Origin of the sequence: Azovibrio restrictus DSM 23866 (assembly GCF_000429665.1) — a bacterium.
GTDB lineage: Bacteria > Pseudomonadota > Gammaproteobacteria > Burkholderiales > Rhodocyclaceae > Azovibrio > Azovibrio restrictus.
In genome coordinates this window covers 166,811-178,608 of sequence record NZ_KE386938.1, presented here as the reverse complement: position 1 = coordinate 178,608, position 11,798 = coordinate 166,811, and the positions used below count along the sequence as shown (strand labels likewise).

11 protein-coding genes and 1 pseudogene are annotated in these 11,798 nt (G+C 66.2%); 6 read left to right on the top strand and 6 right to left on the bottom strand.

Going from position 1 to position 11,798, the window contains the following annotated elements:
• Window positions 1–27: 27 nt before the first annotated feature.
• The 4 genes and pseudogenes from G474_RS0118605 to G474_RS0118590 form a co-directional block, all read right to left on the bottom strand.
• Window positions 28–324, bottom strand: a complete 297-nt coding sequence (locus G474_RS0118605; RefSeq protein ID WP_043463233.1) for an STAS domain-containing protein — start codon at window positions 322–324, stop codon at window positions 28–30.
• Window positions 325–334: 10 nt separating this feature from the next.
• The gene (locus G474_RS0118600; protein WP_026686026.1) at window positions 335–703 is read right to left on the bottom strand and encodes a response regulator; all 369 of its coding nucleotides are present in this window, start codon (window positions 701–703) and stop codon (window positions 335–337) included.
• Between the two features lie 18 nt (window positions 704–721).
• Window positions 722–1,312: pseudogene (locus tag G474_RS24635) on the bottom strand (methyl-accepting chemotaxis protein); the annotation flags it as partial.
• Window positions 1,313–2,193: 881 nt separating this feature from the next.
• Window positions 2,194–3,207 (bottom strand): MBL fold metallo-hydrolase, encoded by a 1,014-nt coding sequence (locus G474_RS0118590; RefSeq protein WP_026688253.1) that lies wholly within the window; start codon window positions 3,205–3,207, stop codon window positions 2,194–2,196.
• A 98-nt stretch (window positions 3,208–3,305) separates the two neighbouring features.
• On the opposite strand from G474_RS0118590, the gene G474_RS0118585 reads away from it, so the two are divergent.
• Together G474_RS0118585 and G474_RS21675 are read left to right on the top strand one after the other, a co-directional pair.
• Complete coding sequence (locus G474_RS0118585; protein ID WP_026688252.1) at window positions 3,306–3,542, top strand: hypothetical protein; 237 nt, start codon at window positions 3,306–3,308, stop codon at window positions 3,540–3,542.
• A gap of 67 nt (window positions 3,543–3,609) precedes the next feature.
• A complete protein-coding gene (locus G474_RS21675; protein WP_043465311.1) occupies window positions 3,610–4,863 on the top strand; it encodes a mechanosensitive ion channel family protein in 1,254 nt (417 codons plus the stop codon).
• A 16-nt stretch (window positions 4,864–4,879) separates the two neighbouring features.
• On the opposite strand, the gene G474_RS0118575 is transcribed toward G474_RS21675, so the two are convergent.
• Window positions 4,880–5,605, bottom strand: a complete 726-nt coding sequence (locus G474_RS0118575; RefSeq protein WP_026688251.1) for a uracil-DNA glycosylase family protein — start codon at window positions 5,603–5,605, stop codon at window positions 4,880–4,882.
• Between the two features lie 215 nt (window positions 5,606–5,820).
• On the opposite strand from G474_RS0118575, the gene G474_RS0118570 reads away from it, so the two are divergent.
• Both G474_RS0118570 and G474_RS0118565 read left to right on the top strand, forming a co-directional pair.
• Complete coding sequence (locus tag G474_RS0118570; protein WP_026688250.1) at window positions 5,821–6,072, top strand: type II toxin-antitoxin system Phd/YefM family antitoxin; 252 nt, start codon at window positions 5,821–5,823, stop codon at window positions 6,070–6,072.
• A 34-nt stretch (window positions 6,073–6,106) separates the two neighbouring features.
• Entirely contained in the window at window positions 6,107–6,532 is a 426-nt protein-coding gene (locus G474_RS0118565; protein ID WP_211228155.1) for a putative toxin-antitoxin system toxin component, PIN family, read from the top strand.
• Window positions 6,533–6,597: 65 nt separating this feature from the next.
• Here G474_RS0118565 and G474_RS21670 read toward each other — a convergent pair whose 3' ends face one another.
• The gene (locus tag G474_RS21670; protein ID WP_051282436.1) at window positions 6,598–9,624 is read right to left on the bottom strand and encodes a P-loop NTPase family protein; all 3,027 of its coding nucleotides are present in this window, start codon (window positions 9,622–9,624) and stop codon (window positions 6,598–6,600) included.
• Between the two features lie 230 nt (window positions 9,625–9,854).
• Here G474_RS21670 and G474_RS22325 point away from each other — a divergent pair, with 230 nt between their 5' ends.
• Window positions 9,855–10,952 carry a hypothetical protein gene (locus G474_RS22325; protein WP_051282435.1) on the top strand — a complete coding sequence of 366 codons (1,098 nt, stop codon included), beginning with the start codon at window positions 9,855–9,857 and terminating at the stop codon, window positions 10,950–10,952.
• Window positions 10,949–11,791, top strand: coding sequence for a type I-F CRISPR-associated protein Csy2 (locus G474_RS21660; protein WP_051282434.1), 843 nt, complete (start codon window positions 10,949–10,951; stop codon window positions 11,789–11,791). Before G474_RS22325 ends, G474_RS21660 begins: the two co-directional genes overlap by 4 nt.
• Window positions 11,792–11,798 lie beyond the last annotated feature (7 nt).

Here is an 11,798-nt window from a genome sequence, read left to right as displayed (position 1 = left end):
GCTTCTTCCAGGTTGATGGACATGGGCTTACCTCCGGGAGCTGATCAGGACCGGGTCGCCGAAGTAGCCCGAGAGATCGCACAGGTCCAGGATCTCCAGCACCACCGGCGCGTGATGGACGAGGCCCAGGTTCTTGCCCTGGGCCTGGGCTTCGGTTTTGGCGGCCACCAGCAGCTGTACGCCGGCGCTGTCGATTTCGTTGATCCGGGACAGGTCCACTTCCACGGCGTCGGCACCGTTCAGGGCCGCCAGGAGCCGCTCCTTGACCAGGGCGGCGGTGAAGATGCTGAGTTCCCCTTCCAGGGCCAGTTGGGTGGCGCTCATGGGCATCCTCCTAGGGCAGAACCAGCTTGGAGACGGCGTTCAACATCTGCGCCGGCTGGAAGGGCTTCACCACCCAGGCCCGGGCCCCCGCCGCCTGGCCTTCCTGTTTCTTGGCGTCGCTGGCTTCCGTGGTGAGCATGATCACCGGGGTGAATTTGTAGGCGGGAATCTGCTTGGCCGCCTTGAGAAAGCTGATCCCGTCCATGTTGGGCATGTTCACGTCGCTGATGATCAGGTGCAGCTTGCGCCCGTCCAGCTTGTTCAGGGCATCCTTCCCGTCACACGCTTCCACGACTTCGTAACCCGCCCCTTTCAGGGCAATGCTCACCACTTGGCGAAGGGACGCGGAATCGTCCACGATCATGATCGTTTTACTCATGGCTGGTCCTTGCTTGAATCAGAAGAAGGTAATTTCGGAATCGGCGGCTTCCACCTGGCCCCGTTGGCCACCATGCACCCGGTGCTGCTCGGGCATGGTGTAGGTCTGGGAGAGTTCCTGCAGCCAGATGCCCGCGTCTATGGGCTGGCCCTGGCGTTCCTGCTCGATGATCCGCTCCTTGAGCTTGCCCATGTCCTGGCATACATGGTTGAGCACCTGGCTGATGCGGTCCTGGAATTGCAGGGCCACCAGGATGTCCGCCAGCTCGTCGCTGATGTGCTGGCTTTCGGCCCGCAGGGCCTGGGAGGATTCGGAAAGGCCGCCGGTGGCATCCCGGAACTGGCTCACCACCCGCTCGATGACCTGGCCGGAGGAGACCACAGTGGCTTCGTCCTGCTCGGCGTACTGGCGGGAAATGTTCAGGGTGTTGTGGATGGCCTGGTTCACGGTTTCCACGGTTTCGCTGATCTTGCGCCCGGTTTCCCCGGACAGGCTGGAGAGCTTGCGCACTTCGTCGGCCACCACCGCAAAGCCCCGGCCCACCTCGCCAGCCCGGGCGGCTTCGATGGCGGCATTCAGGGCCAGCAGGTTGGTCTGCTTGGCGATCTCGCCCACTTCCCGGGCCATGCTCTTGAGGGCTTCGGTGAATTGGGACAGCCCGGTGATTTCGCCCAGCAGGGATTCCTTGGTCACCAGGGCCCCCCGCAGGGATTCGATGATGGAGTTGAGCTCCTGCTGGCTGGTGTTGAGCAGGGCCACCAGGTCATGGGTGGCCTGGCCCTGGGAACTGGCCAGGGTGGTTTCCAGCCGCTGGTAGATGTCGGAGAAACGGTTCGCCAGGGCGGTGATGGATTCTTCCGTGTGGGAGCGTGCCATTTCCACCTGCCCGGACCAGATCGGCAGCACGTTGCCGCACAACCGGTCCAGCCCCTCGATGTTGCTGGTGTGTTCCGCCTGCCAGGCGCTACGCGCCGCTGCCATGGCCGCCTGACAGGCCCGGCGCTCACCGTCCTGACTGGCCGCGAGCCAGAAGCCCAGGCCTGCGCCGCCCCCGGCCAGGAGCACGGCGAACACCAGCGCCAGGAGCGTCATCCCCCCCACGGCCAGGACTGCACCGGCCCCCAGAAGGCCAAACCCCGCAACGACAAAGGATGGAGTCCTGGAACTACCTGCAACTGCAAAAGATTCGTTGATCATCGCCTACCCACCCGTGGTGCTGTTGCATTTATTTACACTTTTCAGCCAATCTCGATCAGCCGCAAAGCCTTGTCAAGTCAAATCACAGGGCCCTTCTCCTCCCCTTCCGGAGACAAACCCATAGGCATAATCATATAGGCTGATAGATATTCCGTATGACTTGATTTTCCGCCCACGCCATGGGCATCACTATCGATGAATTTGTGATTCGAGGCCACATCAAGGCACTACATGACAGCCCCACAGGCCAGGACGGCGTCGCCGCAGCGGCATCCCCCTTTCCTGGCCCCGACTCAGAACGCTGCCGCTTCCGCCTCCAGGTAGGCCAGGCTCACGTACTTGCCGATGTTGCTCTCGAAGCCGGCGGTTTCCCGGGCTCGGCTGGCGACCCGGGGGTCCCGCAGCACCAGGGCCTTGGCGGCTTCCAGGGGCTGACCTTCCTGCACCGCCTGGACGCAGGGCTCGTAGATGCCCTGGAACAGCTCCCGGTTCCACTGCAGCACCCCGGCTCCCGGCCGGCCATGGCCGGGAATCCATAGCCGGCTGGCGGCATTCCGCTCCAGTTCCGCGTAGCACTTCAGGGTGCCCAGGTAGGAGCCGTCGTCCATGTTGGCGATGCGCCGGTCCATGGCCACGTCGCCCACGTAGGTGATGCCGTCCTCCACCACCTGGACACAGATGTCGGCCGGGGTATGGGCCTTGCCGTAGTGATGCATGCGCAGGGTGAGGCTGCCGAACCGGAGCTCCTGCCCGTGGGCCAGGGGCTGGTTGGGGACGATCACCCGGGTGCCGGCGGTGGCCTGATTGGTCCATTGCTCCATCAGGGTGCGCCACATGTTGCCTTCCAGGCCCTGGATCGCCGCGATGGTGCCCGGATGGGCGTAGATGGGCAGGTCGCCGAAGGCTTCCACGAAGGCCTGGTTACCCAGGAAATGGTCGCCGTGATAGTGGGAGTTGATGATGGCCAGCACCGGCTTGCCAGGGAATTTCTGCCGCAGCTGGCGGATGGCCATCTCGCCGATCTGCACCGAGGCGCCGCTATCGAGCACCACCAGTCCCCGGGGGGTATCGACGAAGGTCAGGTTGCACATCATCCCCTGGTTTTCCGGGGTGGGAAAACCGTCGGGAGAATGGATCATCCAGACATGGGGAGAGAGCTGCTCCAGGGGATGGTCCTTCACCACGGGCCCCCGGACGAACTCATCCACCTCCCGGGCAACGGCGGAAACCACGTGCCAGGGGGCGAATTCCAGGGTGGTGAGGGCGGTCAGGGCCAGGCTGCCCCGCAGAAAATGGCGGCGCTTCATGGGTGTCTCCCGTGTTGTGCTTGTGCGCCGCATCATCGCGCCAAAGACCGGGGCAGGCAAGGTAAGCTTGGGGCCTTCCCGTTATCCGCCCATAAGCCATGCCAACCCGCCGTTACCCTTTCAGCTTCATCGTCCTCACCGCCCTGGGCGTGCTCACCGGACTCCCGGGCCTCATCAGCATCGCCGGCTTCGGGGCCCTGCTGCACCCGCTCCTGGAAGACCCCATGGCGGGCCTGGCCCTGGTGGTTTCGGCCGTGGCCCTGATCGGCTCGGGCCTGTTTCCCTTCGTCATCGCCCGCCTGACCCGCAGCGAGGGCAGTTTGCCGGAAGGCTGAGCCTCCGGACCCTGCTCCCGGGGGTGCTACAATTTTTCAACAAATATAAATGCCCCAAGGAGAAACCATGGCCCAGGAATTGGCCCAGTTCATCGCCTGGCTGGAACGGCACCCCCGCTCTTACACCCTGCTCAGCCTGGCCGCCCTGGGCCTGCTGGCCTGGCTGGCCAACTGGCTCACCCGGCACATCCTGCTCCGGGGCCTGCGTCGGCTGGTGAGCTTCACCACCCTGGCCCGTGACCCGGACCTCAGCCCCCTGAAGGTCATCGACCGGCTCGCCCACATCGTCCCGGCCCTGGTCTTGAACCTGGGCATCAAGCTGGTGCCGGACCTGCCCGACCCCCTGGTCACCGTGGTGGAGAACGTCTGCGGCGCCTTCATCGTGCTCACCCTGGCCCTGGCTCTGGCCGCCGCCCTGAACCTGGGCAATGCCCTCTACCAGCGCCGCCCCGACGCCCACCAGCGGCCCATCAAGGGCTACATCCAGGTGGCGAAGATCATCGTCTACGGGGTGGCCGCCATCCTGGTGATCGCCAGCCTCATCGACCGTTCGCCGCTGATCCTGCTCTCCGGCCTGGGGGCCATGGCGGCGGTGCTGATGCTGATCTTCCAGGACACCCTGCTGTCCCTGGTGGCCAGCGTGCAGCTCAGCTCCAACGACATGGTGCGGGTCGGGGACTGGATCGAGATGCCCAGCCAGAACGCCGACGGGGATGTGATCGACATCGCCCTGCACACGGTCAAGGTGCAGAACTTCGACAAGACCATCACCACCATCCCCACCAAGAAGCTGATCTCCGACTCCTTCCGCAACTGGCGCGGCATGCAGGAATCCGGCGGCCGGCGCATCAAGCGCAGCCTCTACCTGGACCAGCAGAGCATCCGCTTCCTCACCGACGCGGAACGTCACCGGCTCGACCGCTTCGCCCTGCTGGACGGCTACCTGCCCGCCAAGGAAGCCGAGCTGGAAGCCTGGAACGCCAGCCTGCCCGGCGGCGAACGGGACGTGGTGAACCGCCGCCGGGTCACCAACATCGGCACCTTCCGGGCCTACGTGGAACGCTACCTGCGCCGCCACCCGGGCATCCACCAGGGCATGACCCTGATGGTGCGCCAGCTGGCGCCCACCTCGGACGGCCTCCCCCTGGAGCTGTACTGCTTCACCAACACCACCGCCTGGCTGGCCTACGAGGGCATCCAGTCGGACATCTTCGACCACCTGCTGGCGATCCTGCCGGAATTCGGCCTGCGGGTGTTCCAGCACCCCAGCGGCGCTGACATGCGCGCCATGCTGGAAAGCGCCAGCCAGGCGACAGGCTGAGACGGGGAGGGCGGACTTACTCCGCCCAGATGCCCAATTCCACCAGTTGCCGGGTCGCCGCCGGGGCCCAGCCCCGGTTGGCCGCCGGGCTGGCCGGGCTGGGATGCAGGATGCGCCCGAAACGCACCGGCAGCCCCGCCAGGGCCAGCGTGGCCCGCTTCTCCGCCCAGGCCCCGACCCCGATCACCCACTCGGGCGCCAGAGCCTCGATCATGGCGCGCAGATGGGCGTCGCAAGCCGCCTGCAGGGGCTCCGCCTCCCGGGCCGGCAGCTTGTCCGGCGTCAGGTTGCGGCCTTCCTCGAAGAACACCAGGGGGCAGTAATTGGCGACGAAATGCTCGGCAAAGAAGGCATCCGGCGTGCCGAAGCGCTCCCGGAACAAACCCCACAGCCGCTGGCCGCTGACCTCGCCCCGCGAGCAGGCAAAACCCTCCACCGGACGCTTGGGATTCTCCCGCTCCGGCTTGCCCACCGGCCCCGCCAGCCCGAGCCAGTCCCGCACCGCAGCGATCTCGCCGAAGGGCACCCCGGTCTGGGCCATGCCGAAGGGCCCGGGATTCATGCCCAGGAACACCACCCGCTTGCTCCCGTTGCCGTAACGCTGCAGGTAGTTGCAATGCACCTCCCAGGCGTAATCCAGGGGGTTATAGACGTGGCTGACCGGCGCGGCAAAAGGCAGGGCATCGACCTGGCGGGACAGTGCACGGGCGGCGTCGATGAGGCGGGAGGCGGTGGAGGACATGGGGAAAGGGATGGGTGAAAAGGGGGGGGGATTATCCCAGATCAGCCCCTTGCAGCTCAGTCGCCGTAGATGCTGTCCCGGCGGCCGACGGCGACCGGGGCTGCTCCAGCCGTTCCAGCAGCGACAGATTGTCACCGACCGAATCAAGCGATTTGACCGATTCGAACAATTTGTCCACATTGAGACTGTTGTTTACAGGAAATGAGCCCCCGATCATGCAAACCTATACCGCCAATGAAGCCATGACCCGTTTTGGCGAATTTCTCGACCGCGTGCAGCGCGAGCCGGTGCGGGTGACGCGCCACGAGCGTGTGATGGGCGTGATGGTCAGCGCCGAGGATTACGAGGCAATGCGGGCTTTTTACGCGGATCGTTTGCTGAAAACCATGGACGAAACCGCCGCTGACGCGGAGCGCGCCGGCCTGACACCGGAAAAGCTGGCTGAACTGCTGGCCGACGAAAGCTGATCCGCACGTGCGTTCGAGTTTCCCAGGCTTCGCCGTGGTCATCGACACCAATGTCTGGATCAGCGGCTTGCTGTCCAGCAGCGGGGCGCCCGCGCAGGTGACGCGGTGGGTGGTGCGAAACAGCCAGCCGGTCTTTTCTGCCGAGACCTTTGCCGAGCTCAAGGAACGGCGGTGGCGACCAAAATTTGACCGCTACGTCACGCTCGAACAGCGCCAGCGCTTCCTGCTTGATCTTGAGTCCATCGCACACTGGGTTGAGGTGCCGTCGGCAATTGCCGCAAAGATGCTGTGTCGCGATCCAGCGGATGACAAATTCCTCCATGTGGCGCTCGCAGCCGGAGCCCACTGCTTGGTCACCGGCGACCAGGATTTGTTGGTCCTGAGCGAGACCTCCTCAGCCCTGGGGGTGCGCATCCTCTCTCCCGCCGACGCCATGGGTCAGTCTGAATTCTCGCCCTGATCTGTTCATGCACGAGGCCGAAACCCAGCGCAAGCTGGCTGGTAGCTTAGACCTCTCCTCCCCACTCACGATGCCCCGCGCCGGGCTTCTGCACCAACCCCGAAGCCGAAAGACCTGTCCCAGCACAGTTCGGTCCGCTCCTCCCGCCTGGGCACCTGGAGTTCCAGGCCAGCGGCGGGGGCGATTTCCATGGCGGCGCAGGTGGCGGCCAGTTCGTCCAGGTCCCAGGCCAGCCAGTCGTTCGCCAGGCGGGGCACTTCCCCGGCCAGGGCGCGGGTCAGCCAGGGCTCGGTCTCGCCGGCCCGCGCCTGGCGGCGGAAGACCCAGGCGCCCTCCACACACTCGGCCCGCCAGGCTTCCCGGGGTGCGCCATCGCGCAAGGCGTAGTTGCTGTAGAAGGACTGGGTCATCCATTGGGAGCGGAACTCCTCGTTTGCTTCGAGGATGTTCAAGGGCTCCCTGAGGCGAGCCCGGACGATACGATCCTCGTCCTCCGCCATCCGCCCCTGGCCCAGGCGCAGCCGGGCATCCAGGGCGTCCAGATCGGCGTCGGCCAGCAGGGTGAGCAGATCGGTACTGGAATAGCGGTGGTCCATTGACTTGGACTCCAGACCTGGCCAGACAAAGCAGGGCTCGCCATTGCGCCCCTCCAGCCAGCGCCAGTTGTGCTGCAGGATCGCCACATTGGGTTCGCTTACGGGCCGCAGGCGGTGCCGGTTGATACGGCCGGCGGTCTGGACGATGGAATGGGCACTGGAAGGTTCGATCACGCCCCAGTCGAAATCATGGTCGCGGCCGATTTCCTCCACCGGGGTCGCCACGACGATGAAGGGCACATCCGGCGCGGCACTCGCTGCCAGCAGCCCAGTGATTTCCGCGTCCTGCACGATGTGCCCGTCGCCCCGTTTGCGGTTCAAGAGGAAATCCAGCCGTTTTTCCTTCAGATAACGCTGGATGCGGAATTCCCGGGCGTGGTAGCAGGCCACCCGGGCCAGGGGAAAGGCCAGGGCCAGGGCCCGCGCCGTGGAGATGGCCGTACTGATGTTGGCTACCCGCACCAGACCGAAGGACAGGCGCTTGCCACCCGGCCCGTTCCAGGCATGGGCTGCGTGCAGGCGCGCTACTGCGGCGATGATGGCTTCGTGCAAGGCCGCACCGCTGCGAGTGCAGACCGGCAACACCCAGGCCCGCCGCACCGCTGGACGTGGCACGGCCAGCAGACGCCGGACATGCTCGGCGAATTGCCCGGCCAGGTCCGCGTCGCTGGTATAGGTGGTAGGCGCCGTTTGGTCATCCACGATGGCGATGCCGAAATGAGCCTGCCGGTCTTCCAGGGCGCAAAGCATCTCCACGCCGCTGTGAAAGGCCCGGCACACGGCCTCGGCCACCGGCTGGGGCAGGGTCGCCGAGGAGCAGATGACGCTGCGCCCCATCAACCCCGCCATCTGTACCAGCCGCAGCACGGCCACCAGGGCGCCGGGCTCGTAGGAATCCACCTCGTCCAGCACCAGGTCGCTGTCGGCCATGCGCAGCAGAGCCGAAACATGGTGGCCCTGGCGCCCCGGCTCGCCGGCATTGATCAGGTAATCGATGGTGGACACCAGCACCGGGGCGCCGATCACGCTGCGCAGCAGCGGCCGCCGTTCGGTCAGCACCCGCATCCATTCCGGCAATTCCACCTCGCCGCCCCGGGCGTCGTATTCGGTCGCCGGTCCTTCGCTCTCGAAAGTGCCCGCATGGGCCGCATCGTCGTCCTTGCCCGCCGCGTGCAGCCGGCTGGCGGTGCGGTCGCCGATCACCGTCGCTAGTTCGTCCTCCCCCAGGCCCAGATCGTCGGCCAGGGCATCGCCGGTCTGCAGGGTCAGGCTGCGCAGGTTGAGGGCGATGGCAAAGCGGGGCCGGGGTGACAGCGCGCAGGCCAGCTTGGCGTTGGCGATGGTCTTGCCGGCGCCGGTGGCCGCCATGTTGAAGATCAGCAGCCCGCCTTCTGAACGCTCCCGCAGGGCGCTGACCGCCGCCACCGCCCGGTTCTGCCAGGCGAAGCGCCCCCCTTCGTCGGCCGGCGACAAGATGTGCTCGACGCTCTCCGTCGCCAGCCCGGGCAGGCGCAGGCTGGCCAGATGCCAGGCGAAGTCGGCGGCGCGACCGCCCACGGTGCGCAGGTGCCAGTCCAGGGGCTGATCGTAGGCGCCCTCCTTGGTGTTGGCGTAAAGCCTGCAGCCCTGTACGCCTCCCGGCCAGGGGCGGGCGGAAACCCCATGGTCGGCGAGGATCAGCGCCGCCCGGGCGAGGATTGCCGCCCCTCGCCAGAAGGCCGGGCTGCGCTCCCCGGCCTTGCGTACCAGACGGGCCTGGAGCCGCTCCAGCCCTTCGAGCAGTTCGTCGGGTAGTGCCCCGACAGGCTTCAGTTCCCGGGCCCGGCTGTCTTCCAGCACATGGTTGTCGCTGGTGGGGCTTGAATTACCCTTTACCGGGCCGAACAGGCGGTGATGGGTGGCGATCAGGTAATCCAGGGCGTGCTGGGGGCTGTCGATGCCCGTATCTTCCAGTCCGCCCGGTTCGCACAGGGGCAGCTTGTTCGCCAAGGCCGACCAGGCCTGGCCCCAGTCGCGCCCCCGGCGCCGTTCCTGCAGCAGGCGCATGGAAATCCACTCGTGCCGGACCGGATCGGCCTCGGGAGGCCCGCCCGCCACCGCCCGGGCCAGCTTGTCGGCAAAGAAATTGCCGGACTTGCCCAGGTCGTGCCCCAGCCCCGCCGTATGGGCCAGCAGGCCGACGATGCTGAGCCAGAAGGGCGGCGGTGCCCGGCGCCGGGTGTGACCGGCGGGGAAATGTCCTTCCGGCCCGAAGCAGTCCCGGGCGCCCACCACCCACAACAACCGCATCCGCTCCCGCCCCTCGTTGCGGTAACAGGCCACCGCCGTCTGCCGGGTGGCCGAGGCCTTGAGCAGGCCGCGCAACTCCCGCAGCCTTTCGAGGGTGATCGGCGTCGCCCAGGAACGGACTCCGGTGCGGATCGCGTAACTGTCCAGAATCGCCCGGCTCCGCTTCACCGCCCGCCGCTCGCAGGCTGAAATCAGGGTGATGTGCATGGTGTTTGCTCAGGTCCGTGGTAGCCTTGCGGCCGCCACCGGGAAGGTGGTTGAGAAGTAGTTTTTAGAAACGATAGTAATTGTTTGCCGCCGTGCAGGCGGTTGAAGGCTACTAGGGACCCAAGGTAAAAATAAACCCTAGTTATTAAAAACGGAAATAAATTTTTATTGACAGAAAATCAACCCGGATTTAGCGTGCCAACATCATAGTCATAAGCGAGGAGCATGACATGGCACGTTCCAAGAAGCCCGCCGCCCCCGAACCCCCAGTGTGGGTCAGCCTGCCCCACGAGCTCTACGCGGCCACCTGCGCCGAACTCGTCACTTTTTCCCACAAGACCGTCAATTCCAACGCCCCGGCTGGCGGCATCCGTCTGGCGCCGGAACAGGGGTTGAAACTGCCCTATGTTTCCGCCCGCACCCTGCTTGGGGCAGGGGAGGCGCTAGCCCTCGATTACCCAGCCAATGCCGGCAAGACGGCCACTGCGGTCAAGCAGTTGAACCAGCTCAGGGAGGGTAGCGCCACGGCTCCGGCCGACGAGGCCGAACGCATCCTGGCAACCCTGACGGAAGCCACCGCCCAGGGCACCCAGATCGGCACCGACAAGGTTTCCCTGCGCGCCCGGCAGTTGTTGCTGCCGAAAGAAGGCGGTTACGTGGCGGTCACGCCGCTCACCGCTGGCGGGTTGAACCGCAAGCTCCGGGCCCGGGTACGCCAGCACAACGACCATTTGAAGGAAACGCCGGATGACAGCCGGCGGCGGATTCCCTTCGCGGTGTTCGGTCTGGGGGGCTCCAACCCCCAGAACGTGGGGTCCCTGGTACGCGACATGCAGCGCCCTCTGGTCTTCTTCGCTCCCCCGGAAAACCGCCAGGTGAAGGCCATCCTCGCCCTGCATTTCCAGGGCGTGCGCATCCGCCTGCCTCGCCCCCTGCTGCGCGCTTTCCGGGACTGGTGTGCTGACTGTCGGCGGCGCCATGGGGGCTTGATCCCCACCAATATGGCCACCCGGGATGAGGAAATCGTCCACATCCGCCGCATCGCCCGGGTCGTCCTGGCCCAGGGCGAAGCCGCCCGGCAGCGCCTGCTGGCGCACTTAGATGTGCTGCCGGCGGGCGGCTCGCCCCTGGTTGCCGCCGAGGCCGCCCCCCTGAACCGGGGGCTGGTGGACCCCGAGCTGCGCGACAAGGACTGGCCCCGAACCTTTGCCCTGCACCTGGCCGGGCTGATCGCCGACCACCGTTTCGGCGACGGCCAGGAGGAATTCCAGTTCGAGCAGGCCGACATCCACGAACTGCAGGCCATGATCGAGGAGGTGGCGCGATGAGCTACCTGCTCCTGCCCCGCCTGCGCATCCGCGCCGCCAACGCCCTGGTTGGCAACCTGGCGATCAGCCCGGCCCAGGTCCTGGCCTGCGTGCTGTTCGGCCATAATCTGGGCCTCAAGACCGGCTGCAAGCCTTTGCGCGTCGCCATCCTGCACCACGACGCCCAACTGCTGGGCGAGTACGGCAGCGACGGCTTCTACGACTTCCATCCCCAGCAGCGGCGGGGTGCCACCTTCATCGACGGGGTGGATTACTCCTCCAAGAACCCCCACGCCCTGTCGCTACAGCCCACCGCCAGCTGCCACCTGACCCTGTCGCTGCTGATCCAGGTGCAAGGCGGCATCAACGAAAAACGGGTTGAACGCTTCCTGCGCAGCGCCCGCATCGCGGGCGGCAACATCGACGGCCATGCCAAGATCGAGACAGGAAACGAACTGGACGAGCTGCATCTGCCCAAGGGCTTCTGGCTGATCGAACGCAGCGATCTGCTCCAGGGCGAAGGCTCCCCGGTGGATGCCCTGGTGGCCGCCATCGGCCGCAAGCCAGCCAGGGACACAGCGCCACCGGCCCCGGCCGACGCCACGCCGCCGCCCCTGCCCGAATCCTGGCTCGCCGCCAGCGTGCTCGGCTATGCCATGACCACTCCCTTCGAAACCCGGGCCGGCGTGCGCCAGACCGACGCGGGCGACACCCCGCCCCATGCCTTCTGCGAGCCCCTGCTCGGCCTGGTCCAGTACGTCTCCACCCGGGACTACGGCCAGCGCCCGATTCCCTGGTGGGAACACGGCTGGCTCCAGGACGACGTGTTCGTGGTCCGCCAGCAGCAGGCCCCCCAGTAATCCATCC

Bases quoted from the DNA above. Each gene is read 5' to 3' on its own strand.
- G474_RS0118605 (WP_043463233.1), bottom strand. From the start codon at position 324: ATGAGCGCCACCCAACTGGCCCTGGAAGGGGAACTCAGCATCTTCACC.
- G474_RS0118600 (WP_026686026.1), bottom strand. From the start codon at position 703: ATGAGTAAAACGATCATGATCGTGGACGATTCCGCGTCCCTTCGCCAA.
- G474_RS0118590 (WP_026688253.1), bottom strand. From the start codon at position 3,207: ATGAAGCGCCGCCATTTTCTGCGGGGCAGCCTGGCCCTGACCGCCCTC.
- G474_RS0118585 (WP_026688252.1), top strand. From the start codon at position 3,306: ATGCCAACCCGCCGTTACCCTTTCAGCTTCATCGTCCTCACCGCCCTG.
- G474_RS21675 (WP_043465311.1), top strand. From the start codon at position 3,610: ATGGCCCAGGAATTGGCCCAGTTCATCGCCTGGCTGGAACGGCACCCC.
- G474_RS0118575 (WP_026688251.1), bottom strand. From the start codon at position 5,605: ATGTCCTCCACCGCCTCCCGCCTCATCGACGCCGCCCGTGCACTGTCC.
- G474_RS0118570 (WP_026688250.1), top strand. From the start codon at position 5,821: ATGCAAACCTATACCGCCAATGAAGCCATGACCCGTTTTGGCGAATTT.
- G474_RS21670 (WP_051282436.1), bottom strand. From the start codon at position 9,624: ATGCACATCACCCTGATTTCAGCCTGCGAGCGGCGGGCGGTGAAGCGG.
- G474_RS22325 (WP_051282435.1), top strand. From the start codon at position 9,855: ATGGCACGTTCCAAGAAGCCCGCCGCCCCCGAACCCCCAGTGTGGGTC.
- G474_RS21660 (WP_051282434.1), top strand. From the start codon at position 10,949: ATGAGCTACCTGCTCCTGCCCCGCCTGCGCATCCGCGCCGCCAACGCC.